Consider the following 13,669-nt stretch of genomic DNA (forward strand, 5'->3'; position numbering starts at 1 on the left):
GCTAAGGCTTACATTATCCGCAGCAGGTGATTATCCCAGACATAGTCCTGCATGTCGACGGCTTCCCCTTTTGGGTCGACGATCTCGCCGGTGCCGGTCGTGGCCATGAAGGCTGACTGGTCCGGCGCCAGGCCGCAGACTTCTTTCAGCGACAGGGATGAGCGTATCTCGCTAGTGGCGACATCGATGATCGCCATGCTGTTGCCCTGCGGCGACGACACCGCGACCGTGCCGGCGCCCGGATTGGCGGCGACCGAACCGACATAGTTGCGCAGACCGCCGAGCACGTCCTGCGGCATGTCGATCAGCGTCAGATCGGAACCGGGCTTTGCCTTGCCGACGAGCAACGGCCGGTCGCTTGCCGGGCCTTCATACTGGCAGCCGAACCAGACGGCGCCGCCAGCGTCGATATCCATGTGGCGGATCGACAACTGATGCAGCGCCGGGGGCAGCAGATGTTCCTCGATCAGGTCGCCGCTGATCCGGTCGATAAACACCAGCGACGGCTTCATGGTCGTCAGGTTGAGCTTGGCACGGCCGAAATCCGGATGTGTTTCGATGCCGCCATTGGCGATCACCAGCGTCCGGCCGTCGGGCATCAGCAGCAATTCATGTGGATCCATGCCGTGCGTCGGAAACTCTCCGACGCGCCGGAAGCCGTCGGATGCGTCGTAGACACCGATCATTCCTGCCGCGTTCTCGAAGTCGTTTTCCGTCGCATAAAGCAGTTTGCCGTCCGGCGAAAAGACGCCATGGCCGAAGAAATGCCGGCCGTCGATACTGGGGATGGTTAGTGGCTGCTTACGCTCTGTGTGATCGAAGACAACCGCGAAGGTTCCCGGCCGCCGCGCGAACACCACCGCGCGCTGCGATACGGGATCGAAGGTCACGTCATGGCCACGCTCCGGCAGGTCGGCGGAGAAAACGATCTTGCGGTCTTCCGACAGCACCGCGACGCCATAGGCGCCGTCACGCCGCTGGTAGGCGGTGGCGAAGACGGCATCCGCGGCCTCGACAGCGTGGAGCGATTGCGGCGACAGCGACGCCATGAAGCTGGCGCCGGCGGCCTTCAGGAAGACGCGGCGATCGATCAGGCGCATTGTCAGTCTCCATCCAGCGAGGAGAAGCCGGCCGTCAATCCGAGTTCGGCCGAGAGCCGTGTGCCGAAGATTTCCGTGAGGCTCGACGTCACCACGCCGAAATAGGCCAGCTTGCCTCGTTTGGCCGGGTCGGCCAGAACATCAGCGACCGGACCCCTGGCTGCCTTGGCCGCGGTGATCGCATTGTTGAACTCGAAATCGGCCGACTGGCCGATCCAGCGCGCGGTCTCGGGCAGCGCAGGTCCGATGCCGGAGGCGTCCAGCAGCGCCTTCAGCCCCTCCATATTGGCGGCAAGCGTGTCCGCCGTCTTGCCGGAGCGCCAGAGCACCGCCTGCTTGGGCTTGTCGGCCTTTTCGTCGGCACCGAGGAAGCCTCCGAGCCGCTGGTCGCGGATCAGTTCCAGTCCGTTGACGAAGACTTCGAGCAGTTCGGTCAGAGCTTCGCTGTCGTCGCGATAGAGTGGGTTCCGCGGCCCGAACTCCTGCCATTTCTGCGAAAACCCTACCGGATCGGCCCATTCGGCCACGAGTTCGCCGGCAATGGTCTCGAGGTTTTTCGAGATCGCTAGGCCATAGGCACAGCGGAAAGCGCCGGCCTCGCCGGACAATTCCTCCGCGCCGGTGCCATAAAGCACGAATTCGAGCGCGCCGAGCCCCTGCATGGCGACGCTCTTGCGGGCAAGCTGCGTGGAGTCGATGGCCGTCGGGTCCTTGTCGGCGAGCGCGGCCTGCACCTGCTTCAACCCGATGCTCTTGCGGTCCGGCCAGAACAGGATGCGCTCCAGCCGGTTCTTCTCCGTCACCGGCCCGAAGCGGATCATCTCGATCGACGACCAGGAATCGACCGTCGCCGAGAAGGCGTCGCGGGCCGCTTCGAGCGAGGCGTCGGACGGCGTTTTGCACAGGCCGCCGACTGCTTGGCTGAGCGAAGCGGTGGTGTCATGCAGGCGGACATAGCCGGGCCGCACGAAGTCGCCGATGCTTCTGGTGACCACCGTCTTGACGTCGATCTCTGCGGCATTTGCCGCACCGGTGACGCAGAGCAGAAGGCCAATCAAAGCGACTCGAAGAAAGGAAGGCATCAGAGCGACTCCAGGAATTTGACGAGCGCATCGCGCTCCTGCTTGGCCAGCGCCGCAAACCCGTCCCGCGCCTTCTGCGCCTCGCCGCCGTGCCAGAGGATCGCCTCGGTCAGGTTGCGGGCGCGGCCGTCATGCAGGAAGAACGTGTGTCCGTTGACCCGTTTGGTCAGTCCGATGCCCCACAGCGGCGGCGTACGCCATTCGGTGCCGGTCGCGTCGCCGACCTGTTGTCCGTCGGCCAGCCCGCCACCCATGTCGTGCAGCAGGAAGTCGGAATACGGCCAGATCAGCTGAAAGGCCTGCGCCTTGTTCGGGGCGTCGCGCCGGGTGACGAATTTCGGCGTGTGGCAGGAAACGCAGCCGAGCGCGTAAAAGACCTTCTTGCCGGCCAGCACGTCGGCATTGCCGACGTCACGGCGGACCGGAACCGCGAGATTCTGCGAATAGAAGGTGACGAGGTCCATCACCGGCGGCGGTGCTTCGACCGGTCCGAGCCGCTCCTGCACGCCGTTGGGCAGGGCGCGGCAGTCCTTCTCGGCTTCGGTACAATCGCCCCAGTGGCGTGGCACCTCCGGCGTCGAAATGCCGATGTCGCCGGCGAACGCGTCTGCCGTCTGCTGGCGGATCGACGGCGTCTGTGCCTTCCAGCCGAAGCGTCCGAGCACCGGCTCGCCGCTCCGCGCGTCGCGCATGATCGACGGCTTGCCGGAAATCCCGTCGCCGTCCCTGTCGCCGGGGTCGGCCATGGCAAGGATATCGGCCGGATGGATCTGCTCGACCAGCCCGAGGCCGATCATCTGCGGCGTCACCCTGGGCGACAGCGTGGTGCCGGGCGCCAGTGGACCGTAGGCCAGGTTCTCGATGCCGTAGGTTGGCTTGCGCAGCGAAAGCGTGGTGCCGTCGCCGAGCGTGACGGGGGTCTCCTCATAGGAGATCTTCATCTTGCCTTCGCCGGCAAGGCCGGGCACGGCGAGATCCTGCAACTGCGTGCCGTAGACCGGATCGGGAAAATTGAGCGCGTTGCCGTCGGCGCGAGCCGCCTGTTCCTCGGCGGTTGTTGCTTCGCGCGCCAGCCTGAGAAACATCGAGGTTGCGTCGGTATTGCCTTCCGGCGGGTGTCCGCGCCCATCCTTCAGGTGGCAGCTCTGGCAGGCGCGCGCGTTGAACAGCGGCCCCAGCCCGTCCGAGGCCTGGGTCGACGACGGCGAGGAAACCCAGAGCTTGCGGAACAGCCCGTTGCCGAGCTTGAACGTGCCTTCCTCCTCGAAAGTCAGGTTGGCGGACGAATGCGAGAACGCATCCTGGTTGACGCGCTTGCGCGAGGTTCCGGCCCCGCCCTGCATCGGCTCGAACTGTTCCGGCTTGGAGAAATCGGTGGTCGGCTTTGTAATGGCGGTCACGCGCGCCAGGTCTTTGGCGGACAGGTCGGTGCGGGAGGTGGGGAGGGGAGCCGGTTCCGGCGAGCCGGCAAAAGTCGGTGCCACTGAAAATCCAAGGATCAGGGCGAGGCTGGTAAGCTGACGGGCTATCAGAGTACCCCCACCCCTAACCCCTCCCCTCAAGGGGGAGGGGAAAGCTCCACTGTATGCCGCTCGAAGCCAAACCAAAATGGTCTTAGCCGGAACGGTGGAACGTTTGTCCCCCTCCCCCTTGAGGGGAGGGGTTAGGGGTGGGGGTACAAATTCGCAACGCGGTTGGATCGCTCTTGGAGCCAACCAAATATGCGGCCCGCGGCGCAGAAAACTCAGGGCGCGCCGCATGCCCGCATGTCCTTAGTGTCCTTCCGCCTCGTCCGCGGAAGCCGCGTTGAGCTGGCCGTACTTGGCGTCGCCGATCGAGGCGAGCAGGTCGAGCTGCGTTTCGAGGAAGTCGATATGGCCCTCCTCGTCCTTCAGCAGTTCCTCGAACAGTTGCATGGTCACGTAGTCGCCCAGTTCCTGGCAGATCTCGCGCGATTTCTTGTACGAGGTGCGCGCGTCGTATTCGCCGGCAAGATCGGATTCCAACACTTCCTTCACATTCTGCCCAATGCGCAGCGGCGCCACCGATTGCAGGTTCGGATGGCCTTCGAGGAAGATGATGCGCGCCACGATCCGGTCGGCATGGTGCATTTCCTCGATCGATTCCGCGCGCTCCTTCTTGGCCAGCTTGATGTAGCCCCAGTCTTCGAGAAGGCGGTAATGCAGCCAATATTGATTGACGGCTCCGAGCTCCAGAAAGAGAGCCTCGTTAAGCCGCTCGATGATCTGTTTTTCGCCTTTCATGGGTAGTGCTCCCGTATTGGATCCGCAGTCCGCGGACGCGGTCCAAGTGTGAAACGATATCCGCTCCGTTCGCCTCCGAACGCGAGTGGTAGTTCTCGGTGACCCGAATGATCGTTTCGACCACATTTGGGAAGCAGCCGCAACAGCGTCCTCGCTTTTGCAGCGTATGGTAGACTTTCGCGGGTACGATGAGGGTCCAGGGATCCTCATCGAGCAACTGGATGATCGTCTGTTCGATCTCCTTTTCGGTAATGATATTGCAATGGCAGATCAGCATTTCGTACTCGGGAATGGCTGACGGCGACGTGCGCCGTTTGGCTGGGTGTTTGGCGATCCGGGGCCTTACTGGAAGACCTTGTCCGGCGCGTCGAGGCTGTCCGATCCTTCGAAGGCGATCGTATCGAGCTTCAGCGCCGCAACCGCCCGTTCGATCGACTTGGTCTGGTCGACCAGCGCGTCGATGGCGGCCTGCACGGCGGCGTTGCCCTCGGCATTGCCTTCGCCGATCTGCTGGTCGTAGGCCTCGCCGCCGACGGCGCGCGCCTGGATGGCTTCCATCTTGGCGACCGTCGCGTCGAGCTTGCCGGAAAGCTCGGTGTCGATCGCCGCATCGGTTTCCTTGACCATGGCCGAAACCGAAGGCCCCGCGACGACGCTGCCGTCGACCCGCTTGTAGCTGCCGCGGTAGGCGTCGCGGATGCCGACGGCATCATAGAGATGCGAGATATGGGTATTGTCGGAGAAGCAGTCATGCTCTTCTTCCGGGTCGTGCAGCAGAAGGCCGAGTTTCATGCGCTCGCCCGCGAGTTCGCCGTAGGACAGCGAGCCCATGCCGGTGAGGATGGTCGAGATGCCGGCTTTCGGGTCGCCTTCGAGCAGGCCCTTGCGGGCCGCACCTTCCGGCCCCCAATTGGCGACCATCTCCTCGAGGTCGGCGACCAGCAGGTCGGAGGCTGCGGCCAGATACTCGGCGCGCCGTTCGCAATTGCCGCCCGTGCAGTTTTTGGTGTCATAGTCGGTGTAGGGCCGGCTGCCGGCGCCGGCCTCGGTGCCGTTGAGGTCCTGGCCCCAGAGCAGGAATTCGATCGCATGGTAGCCCGAGGCGACATTCGCCTCGATGTCGCCGGCTTCCTGCAGGGTGCCCGCGATAAGTTCGGGCGTGATCTTCGCAGCGTCGACTTTCTCGCCGTTGATCTCGATCGCCGGATTGGCGATCACATTGGCCGTGTAGAGCGTGTTCTCGTCGGATTCGGTGCCGTAGCCCTTGTCGACATAGTCGATCAGGCCTTCGTCCAGCGGCCAGGCATTCACCCGGCCTTCCCAATCGTCGACGATGGCGTTGCCGAACCGGTAGACCTCGGTCTGCTGGTAGGGAATGCGTGCCGCCTTCCAGGCCTCGCGCGCCGCCTTCAGCGTCTCTTCGGACGGCGTCGCGATCAGCGCGTCCACGGCGCCGTCGAGCGCCTTGGCCGTGGTCAGCGAGTCCTCGAATTTCGCCAGTGCGATGTCGGAATAGGTGGTCAGCACCGCCTTCGGGTCTGTATCGGCCTTGGCCGGCAGCACGAAAATGGCCGCGGTCAGCGCCCCTGTTGCGGCAATCGCCGCCAGTCTTCCGGAATATCTGGTCAGGCCGATGCTCATTGTCGTCTCCTCAGTGAACGGTCGCGCGCGCAGCGCGCGATAAAACATCTTCGATCGCATGTTGCGGGATCGGCAGCAGGATCTGTTGCAGGCCGGCCAGGATGTCCGCAAAGCCGGCAGCGGCCTCACCGATCTCGCGGCTGCGGCCCGGGCACGACACGCCGCGCAGGCAGGTCAGCGTGGTCGCTTCATCGCCATGCTGCAGGCCGGCGATGAGACCGAGCGTCAGGCATTCGTCGCGGCAGATATGGTGGGCGCCGAAGGGAAAACTTCTGAGCGGGCAGGCGGCGCATTGGCGCAGCGTGCGTACGAAATGCGACAGTTCCGAAAGCGCCCGCCGGCCTTCTGCCGCCCCGAGCATGCCGGTGTACAGCGAAAAGGTCATTTCCCACGGCGTCACCGAGCCGGTCTCGAACCCCGCCATCCAGCGGCGGTAGCCTTCGAGCACCAGCTTCTCCGGCGGGCGCTCGAAATAGCAGCCTTCATGGTGATCGGGAACGCTGGACCTCATGCCTGCTCCCGGACCAACGGCGTCGGCGGGCAACGCTGCGCAAGCAGTCCGCCGGACTCGGAGGTCGATGCGAACCGGTCTGAAAGCCGGCAGGAAGGCAGGAGCGCCGCGCGGCAGCGCGGCTCGCGTGATTGAGACATGACGTCCTCCAATCGAAAGGGTTCAAGGCCCAAACATCAAAGGGATGCGCTCCATGAGCGCTTCGTCATAAAACGCCTACGCCGATCAAAGTCAACTGGATTGGATGGAAATGTACTTTAAATCAATAGGTTAGAATTATTCTAAACTGGTCCGCTCAACTTTGATCGAGCCGGCGCAAAACCTGGCAGTACCGCCTTCTTACGCCTGGCTCCGCGGGATGCAGGCGCTTACTTCGCAGTCGCCCGCGTCTTTCTGCCGCGCGCCGGGGCAGGTTTGCTTACCGGAGCAGGTTCGCTTGCCGCCTGGCCGAGACCCATTCCCCTGGCAAGCTCGGACCGCCTTGCGGCATAGTTCGGCGACACCATCGGATAGTCCGCCGGCAGGTTCCATTTCCGGCGATACTCATCGGGGGTCATGTCATAGCGGCTTCTGAGATGCCGTTTCAGGGATTTGAATTTCTTGCCGTCCTCAAGGCAGATGACATAGTCTGGGTAGATCGACCTCTTCACCGGCACCGCCGGCACCAGCGGGATGGCAACCGGCTCCTGGGTCCCTCGCAGTCCCAGCAGAGCTTGATGGACTTCGGCGATCAGGCTGGTGAGCATGGGCAGCGGAACCGCATTGTGCGAGACATACGCCGCCACGATATCGGCGGCTACGGCGACATTCCTGGCAACGACCGAATGTTGGCTCATGCTTCCGGTATACTCCCATGCAAACGATTGCACCATGTAGCACAGCCGGCGCAAATCTCATAGAGACCTGTGATTACTCTATGACTAAGCTTTTGTTCACCATATCGCTCTAACCATTACATGCCGTGATGACTTATCCGGTCCGATTCGGTCATTCGGCCATTCCGCATACCGTTCGCATGAGGCGACCGAGGATGAAAATGAGTTCATACAATTGGGACGCCCCGCCGCCTTCATGGCGCAAACGGTCCATGATCGCTTTATGCCTGCTTGCGGCGGTGGCTTGCGTGGTGACCGCCTTTGTCGGCCTGCCGACGTGAGCCCGCACCTCTTCCGAGCCTGAACCCCCGCCCCGATAAATCGCCGCGACACCAATCATCAACGGCCCCGGCGGTTCTCCGTCGGGGCCGTTGGAAGGCTATTTCTGCAGTTCAGTCCAGATCCTGGTGTAGAGTTCCTGGACCTCGGGCGGGCAGGTCTGCGACGGCACGCCCAGCGATTTGAATTCGGCCGGCACCTCGACTTCCGGCGCGCCCTTCATGTCGTCGGGCATGAACTTGTCGGAGCCGGCAATGCCGTTGGCGTAGCGGTGGAAGCCGGAGTTCATGCCGGCATTCTCCGGGTCCATCATGAAATTCTGGAACAGCTTGGCGTTTTCGACGTTCTTGGCGTCCTTCAGCACACCGACATTGTCGCTCCAGTTGACGAATCCCTCCTTGGGATAACCGTAGTGGATGGCAGGGTTCTGCAGCCGCTGGCGCAGGGCCGAGCCGTTCCAGTCGCTGCCGGCGGCGAAATCGCCGGCCAGCATCTTCTCGATAGTGCCGTATTCCATCGCCACCCAGTTTGGCTTGGCGGCGATCAGCGTGTCGCGGACTTTTTTCAGTACCTCGAGGTCGCCGGTGCACTTCTTGCCGCCATTGTAGAGCACGGCGGCATCGATCACGTCGGTCATCTCCGGCACGACGTTGACCTTGCCTTTCAGTTCGTCCGGCGTGTCGAAAATGATGCCCCAGGTGTTGATGTCGCCCTTGTAGACGTCGGTGTTGACGACGACGCCGACGGTGCCCATCGCCCACGGCACGGTGTAGTGGCGGCCCGGATCGAAGTCGGTGCCTTTCCATTCCTCGGCGACGTTCTTGAAGTTTTCCATCTGGTCGGGACGCGTCTCCTGCAGCAGGCCCTCCGATATCCAGATCGGCACATAGTTCTGCGAAGGCACCACGATGTCGAAGCCGTGGCCGCCCTGGCGGATCTTGGCCAGCGCGGTGTCGTTGGAATCGTAGTCTGTGATGGTCACCTTGACCTTGTAGGTGTCCTCGAACTTCTTGATCATTTCGGGGCTCGTGTAGTTGCCCCAGTTGTAGATGTTGAGTTCGCCTTCGGCGCTTGCCATGCCCGTCGAGGCGAGCAGCGCGATGCCGGCGGCCGTCGCGGCGTATTTCCAGTTCATGATCGGTCTCCCATTTCCCGTTAATCTTGCTTCCTGCTGATGAAAAAGAACAGCGTCACGATGCCGACCGACAGGAGCAGGAAGACGGTCGAAATCGCGTTCATCTCGGGCGTGATGGCGCGTCTGAGTTGCCCGAGCATGTAGGTGGGTAGCGTGTCCTGGCCGCCGGATTTGACGAAATTGGTGATGACGACGTCGTCGAGCGAAATCACGAAGGCGAGCATCAGTCCGGCCAGGATGCCCGGCCAGAGCAGTGGCAGCGTGATGCGGCGGAAGGTCTGCCAGGGCGTGGCATAGAGATCGGCCGCCGCCCGTTCGAGCGTCAGGTCCATGCCTTCCAGCCGCGCCCGGATCGGCAGGTAGGCGAACGGGATGCAGAAGGCGGTGTGCGCAAGGATCAGGTAGCCGAGCCCGGAATAGCCGGTCGCCACCTTGATGCGTGAGAAGAAGATTAGCAGCGCCACCGCGGTTACGATTTCCGGCACCATAAGCGGCTGGTTGATGAAGGCGTATTTGAAGGTCAGGCCGCGATAGGGCGCCGTGCGCGTGGTCGCCAGCGCCGCCATCGTCGCCGCGATCGTTGCCAGCACCGCCGCTGCCGAGGCAATGCGCAGCGACCGCCACGAGGCCTCGATGACCTGGTTGTTGTTCCATGCCTGCGCGAACCAGCGCAGCGAGAAGCCTTCCCAGTTGGCGATCGAACTCCCCGAGTTGAAGGCATAGACGACGAGGATGACGATCGGCGCGTAGAGCGCCACGAAGCAGATGACCGCGATTGTGGTGAAGCCCGTCTGGCGCTGGATCGAGAAGTTCCTAGCCATGCCGGACCTCGGACGAACCGGCATTGCGGACATAGGCGAGCAGCGCCACCATGACGATTGCCATCAGCGTGATCGAAAGTGCTGCCCCCAGCGGCCAGTTGCGGCCCTGGCCGAACTGCAATTCGATCAGGTTGCCGAGCATCAGGTTCTTGCCGCCGCCCAGCACCGAAGGCGTCACATAGGCGCCGAGCGCGGGAATGAAGACGAGGATCGAGCCGGCGATGACGCCGGGCTTGACCAGCGGGAAGATGATGCGGCGCAGCACCTTGAAACGTGTGGCGTAGAGATCGTAGCCCGCCTCGATCAGCCGGAAATCGAGTTTTTCCATGCTGGCGTAGAGCGGCAGCACCATCAGCGGCAGGTAGACGTAGACCATGCCGACCATGATGGCGAAATCGGTGAACAGCATCTGGATCGGCCGTTCGATCAGCCCGAGATCGAGGAGCAGCGAATTCACCATCCCTTCGTTGCGGATGATCTCGAGCACGGCGAAGGTACGGATCAGAAGGTTGGTCCAGAACGGAATCGTGATCAGGAACAGCCAGACTTCGCGCATCCGCTCCGGCCGGGTTGCGATGAAATAGGCTGTCGGAAAGCCGAACAGCAGGGTCAGCAGGGTGGTTCCGAGCGCGAGCTTCACCGACCGCAAGAAGATCGTCAGGTGGGCGTCGGCGATCGACAGTGTGTCGTCGAAGATGTCGCGTTCGAGCAGCACCGAAACCCACGCATCGGTTGAGAATTGCCACTTCACGTCGCCATAGGGGCCGGGGGCCAGGAACGAATAGAGGAGCACGATCAGCAGCGGGCCGGTCGCCGCAACGAGGATGATGAGCAGCGCCGGGGTCGAAAGCAGCCAGCGGTTGCGCAGGTCGCGGCGCTCCCGGTTCTTGGCTGCTTCGGCCGCATCCGCCATCGGTTCAGTCCTTCAGGATCTGCGCGACGTCGCTGGCGATATCGACGCCGACGCTCTCGCCCTTGTCGAAGCCGCACGGCCCGCTTCTGCTGTTCTGCTGGCGCACGATGAACGGCGAGCCGTCGGCGAGCTTGACGTGAAAATGCGTGTCGGTGCCGAGGTAGACGATGTTCTCGATGACGCCGGAAAGCGCGGACTTTGTGCTGGCCGCGACCACCCGCGCGTGTTCCGGCCTGACCACTATGGTGACCTTGCCGTCTGGCGTGGTGCCGGCAGGAAAGGTTGCCGAGATGTCGGTGCCCGACAATAGCTTTACCGTGGCGCGGTCGCCGGCGACTGAAATCACCTCGGCGTCCATGAAGTTCGTCTCGCCGATGAAGTCGGCGACGAAGCGCTCGGCCGGCCGGTCATAGATGTCCCAGGGCGAACCGACCTGCAGGATCTTGCCCGTCGACATCACCGCTATGCGATCCGACATGGCGAGCGCCTCCTCCTGGTCGTGGGTGACGAAGATGAAGGTGATGCCCGTCTCGTGCTGCAGGCGCTTCAGCTCGATCTGCATCTCCTTGCGCAGTTTGTAGTCGAGCGCCGAAAGCGGCTCGTCGAGCAGCAGCACTTTCGGCTGCGGCGCCAGCGCCCGCGCCAGCGCGACACGCTGCTGCTGGCCGCCGGAGATCTGGCTGGTGCGCCGCCTGGCAAGCTGCTCCATCTTGACCAGCTTCAGCATCGCGGTGACGCGGGCGTCGATTTCGGCTTTCGGCTTACCCAGCATCTCGAGCCCGAAGCCGATATTCTGCGCCACGGTCATGTGCGGAAATAGCGCGTAGGACTGGAACACCGTGTTCACCGGCCGCTTGAACGGCGGCAGCGGCGCAATGTCGTCGCCGTAAAGCAGGATTTCGCCTTCGGTTGGAAAATCGAAGCCGGCGATCAGCCTGAGAAGCGTGGTTTTTCCGCACCCGGAGGGGCCGAGAAGCGTGAAGAACTCGTTCTCGCGGATAGAGACCGAAACGGTGTCCAGCGCCGCGACTTGCGTTTCTCCGGTCCCGAAGACCTTGCGGACGCCATGAACCTCGATCGCATTCTTATCCGGCAGATCCGGCACGCATACGCCCCACGATTTTGGCCGCCGTCCCCGTGGCGGGTTTGTTTTTCGGCAATTGTCACCACATGCCGCGCGGCTTGGCAAGCCGACTGAACCGTGATTCAGAAAGCAAGCCGCATGCCATCGTCACGCCTCGTAGCTTATCTTGCCGCCGCAGATCGTGGTGACGGGGTGAAGCGTGTGCAGCGCTTCGGCCGCCGTCGCCTCGATATCGCCGGAAAGCACCACCAGATCCGCCAGATAACCGGGTTTCAGCCGGCCTTTGCGGTCTTCGGCGAATTCGGCGTAGGCGCCTTCGACCGTGTATGCGGCGAGCGCTTCGTGCAGCGAAAAGCTCTGGTCCGCATCGCCTTCTGCCCAAGGCTTGCGCAGCATTGCCGCCCGAATGCCCAGGATAGGATCGATCGGCGACACCGGCCAGTCGGATGCGAAGACGACATGCGCGCCGGCGTCCTTCAGCGTCCGCCAGGCATAACTCAGCGGCCAGCGCTTGGCGCCGATGCGCGAAACGGTCGGCTCCAGCGGAAAGTCCATGGCGCCTGGCGGATGCGGCGGCTGCATCGAGGCGATGACGCCGAGTTCGGCGAAGCGCGGCACGTCCGCCTCGGCAATGACCTCGATATGCTCGACCCGGTGACGGCTGTCGCGCCTGCCGTTGGCCGTCTGCGCCGCCGCGTAGCCGTCGAGTACGGCGCGGACCGCGCCGTCGCCGATCGAGTGCACCGCGATTTGCAGTCCGCGCCTGTCGATCGCCACCGCGAGATCGATGAACTCTTGCGGCGTGAAAAGCGGCTCGCCGACCCAGTCCGGCCGATCGGCATAAGGCTCGATCATCACCGCCGTCCACGAATCGAGCACGCCGTCGTAGAATACCTTGACGATGCCCGACGAAAGCCATTCGCTGTCATAGCGCCGGGCCATGGCCGAAGCCTTCTCCAGCATGTCGAGCGTCATGTGGTTGCGATAGTGGAAGGGCACCTGCACGCGGCAGGAAAGGCCGCCCTCCGCCTCGATCTCCGACAGCAACTCGAGCTGATAGAGATTTCCGTCCATGTTCTGGATCGAGGTGACGCCGTGCCTGGCGCACCATGCAAGGCCGCGCCGCATGATGTCGCGATCCGCCGCCCGCTCAGCCGGCGTCGGCATGGGATCCGGCTCTTCGCCGGTCGCCAAGCCCAGCCGCACCCGGCTCTCGCCGGCGAGGTCGAGCACCGGGCCGAATGCCTCGCCCTCGCGCAATTCGCCTTCCGCCAACCCGTCGGCGCCCATGACGATCTCGTTGCCGGGGCCGAGTTTCCTGCCGTGCAGGACGCCGGCCATCTCCAGTGCCCGGGTATTCGCCCACATCGTGTGATGGTCGGGCGCCGCCATGCAGAAGGCGCGGTCGGGCAGGATCGCATCGAGATGATGGCGGGTCACGCGCTGGCTGCCCAGAACCGTGTAATCCACGCCTTGTCCGACCAGCATGGCCGCGTCCGGGTGCGCGGCGGCATAGCCGCGGATCGCGTCGCGCAAGGCTTCGAAGCCCGCCACGCCGGAGAGTTGCAGGTGGACGAGTTCGGCGGCTCCCGGAAACAGGTGCATATGCGCTTCGATGAAACCTGGCAGCACGGACCCGCCAGCGGCGTCGATGACCCTCGTACCCGCCCCTTGCCATTCGGCGACCTCGCCGGCACCGCCGACCGCGACGATCAGCCCATCCTTGACCGCGACCGCTTCGGCGCTGGGCCGCTCGGCGTCCATGGTAAGAACGCGCGCATTGGTGACAATCAGGTCCGCGGGTGAGGTCATGCTGTGCCTGTGGATCGGTTTGTTGCCATCAGGCTAGACGAGGGTTCGCAGGGCCAGCAAGCCTCCGTCGCTTGGCCCAGCAGTCTCGACCGAACTTGGCACAGCAGAATTCCGTTGTAACGCCCTCCTGCCGGCGCCGTTCTACTTTCGGC

General features: G+C 63.4%; 13 protein-coding genes. All 13 read right to left on the minus strand.

Translation table 11 applies throughout. The features are described 5' to 3' along the window. Nucleotides 1-8: 8 nt before the first annotated feature. Complete coding sequence (locus tag OHD58_RS06990; RefSeq protein WP_263802736.1) at nucleotides 9-1,106, minus strand: DUF1513 domain-containing protein; 1,098 nt, start codon at nucleotides 1,104-1,106, stop codon at nucleotides 9-11. Then, nucleotides 1,103-2,182, minus strand: coding sequence for an imelysin family protein (locus OHD58_RS06995; protein ID WP_263802360.1), 1,080 nt, complete (start codon nucleotides 2,180-2,182; stop codon nucleotides 1,103-1,105). The genes OHD58_RS06990 and OHD58_RS06995 overlap by 4 nt, the downstream gene beginning before the upstream one ends. After that, a complete protein-coding gene (locus tag OHD58_RS07000) occupies nucleotides 2,182-3,666 on the minus strand; it encodes a di-heme oxidoredictase family protein (RefSeq protein WP_263802361.1) in 1,485 nt (494 codons plus the stop codon). The genes OHD58_RS06995 and OHD58_RS07000 overlap by 1 nt, the downstream gene beginning before the upstream one ends. A 288-nt stretch (nucleotides 3,667-3,954) precedes the next feature. Then, the gene (gene bfr, locus OHD58_RS07005; RefSeq protein ID WP_263802362.1) at nucleotides 3,955-4,446 is read right to left on the minus strand and encodes a bacterioferritin; all 492 of its coding nucleotides are present in this window, start codon (nucleotides 4,444-4,446) and stop codon (nucleotides 3,955-3,957) included. Further along, on the minus strand, nucleotides 4,412-4,723 hold the full coding sequence (locus OHD58_RS07010) for a (2Fe-2S)-binding protein (RefSeq protein ID WP_263802363.1): 312 nt from the start codon (nucleotides 4,721-4,723) through the stop codon (nucleotides 4,412-4,414). The genes bfr and OHD58_RS07010 overlap by 35 nt, the downstream gene beginning before the upstream one ends. 65 nt (nucleotides 4,724-4,788) lie before the next feature. Beyond that, entirely contained in the window at nucleotides 4,789-6,087 is a 1,299-nt protein-coding gene (locus tag OHD58_RS07015; protein WP_412177171.1) for an imelysin family protein, read from the minus strand. A gap of 10 nt (nucleotides 6,088-6,097) precedes the next feature. Next, nucleotides 6,098-6,598 (minus strand): hypothetical protein, encoded by a 501-nt coding sequence (locus tag OHD58_RS07020; RefSeq protein WP_263802364.1) that lies wholly within the window; start codon nucleotides 6,596-6,598, stop codon nucleotides 6,098-6,100. 368 nt (nucleotides 6,599-6,966) lie between these two features. Continuing rightward, nucleotides 6,967-7,434 carry a MucR family transcriptional regulator gene (locus tag OHD58_RS07025; protein ID WP_263802365.1) on the minus strand — a complete coding sequence of 156 codons (468 nt, stop codon included), beginning with the start codon at nucleotides 7,432-7,434 and terminating at the stop codon, nucleotides 6,967-6,969. A 418-nt stretch (nucleotides 7,435-7,852) separates the two neighbouring features. Next, nucleotides 7,853-8,887, minus strand: a complete 1,035-nt coding sequence (locus tag OHD58_RS07030) for an extracellular solute-binding protein (protein ID WP_263802366.1) — start codon at nucleotides 8,885-8,887, stop codon at nucleotides 7,853-7,855. Nucleotides 8,888-8,907: 20 nt separating this feature from the next. Further along, nucleotides 8,908-9,708, minus strand: coding sequence for an ABC transporter permease (locus OHD58_RS07035; protein WP_263802367.1), 801 nt, complete (start codon nucleotides 9,706-9,708; stop codon nucleotides 8,908-8,910). Then, nucleotides 9,701-10,621: an ABC transporter permease gene (locus OHD58_RS07040; RefSeq protein WP_263802368.1), complete on the minus strand. Its 921-nt coding sequence runs from the start codon at nucleotides 10,619-10,621 to the stop codon at nucleotides 9,701-9,703. Before OHD58_RS07040 ends, OHD58_RS07035 begins: the two co-directional genes overlap by 8 nt. A gap of 4 nt (nucleotides 10,622-10,625) precedes the next feature. After that, nucleotides 10,626-11,726, minus strand: a complete 1,101-nt coding sequence (locus OHD58_RS07045; protein ID WP_263802369.1) for an ABC transporter ATP-binding protein — start codon at nucleotides 11,724-11,726, stop codon at nucleotides 10,626-10,628. 126 nt (nucleotides 11,727-11,852) lie between these two features. After that, nucleotides 11,853-13,517 carry an amidohydrolase gene (locus tag OHD58_RS07050; RefSeq protein WP_263802370.1) on the minus strand — a complete coding sequence of 555 codons (1,665 nt, stop codon included), beginning with the start codon at nucleotides 13,515-13,517 and terminating at the stop codon, nucleotides 11,853-11,855. Nucleotides 13,518-13,669 lie beyond the last annotated feature (152 nt).

The organism is Mesorhizobium sp. ZC-5 (genome assembly GCF_025753855.1).
In the GTDB taxonomy this organism is placed as follows: Bacteria; Pseudomonadota; Alphaproteobacteria; order Rhizobiales; family Rhizobiaceae; genus Neomesorhizobium.

Coding starts and splice junctions, on each gene's coding strand:
- OHD58_RS06995 (WP_263802360.1), bottom strand. CDS start 2,182: ATGCCTTCCTTTCTTCGAGTCGCTTTGATTGGCCTTCTGCTCTGCGTC.
- OHD58_RS07020 (WP_263802364.1), bottom strand. CDS start 6,598: ATGAGGTCCAGCGTTCCCGATCACCATGAAGGCTGCTATTTCGAGCGC.
- OHD58_RS07050 (WP_263802370.1), bottom strand. CDS start 13,517: ATGACCTCACCCGCGGACCTGATTGTCACCAATGCGCGCGTTCTTACC.
- bfr (WP_263802362.1), bottom strand. CDS start 4,446: ATGAAAGGCGAAAAACAGATCATCGAGCGGCTTAACGAGGCTCTCTTT.
- OHD58_RS07025 (WP_263802365.1), bottom strand. CDS start 7,434: ATGAGCCAACATTCGGTCGTTGCCAGGAATGTCGCCGTAGCCGCCGAT.
- OHD58_RS07015 (WP_412177171.1), bottom strand. CDS start 6,087: ATGAGCATCGGCCTGACCAGATATTCCGGAAGACTGGCGGCGATTGCC.
- OHD58_RS07040 (WP_263802368.1), bottom strand. CDS start 10,621: ATGGCGGATGCGGCCGAAGCAGCCAAGAACCGGGAGCGCCGCGACCTG.
- OHD58_RS07035 (WP_263802367.1), bottom strand. CDS start 9,708: ATGGCTAGGAACTTCTCGATCCAGCGCCAGACGGGCTTCACCACAATC.
- OHD58_RS07010 (WP_263802363.1), bottom strand. CDS start 4,723: ATGCTGATCTGCCATTGCAATATCATTACCGAAAAGGAGATCGAACAG.
- OHD58_RS07030 (WP_263802366.1), bottom strand. CDS start 8,887: ATGAACTGGAAATACGCCGCGACGGCCGCCGGCATCGCGCTGCTCGCC.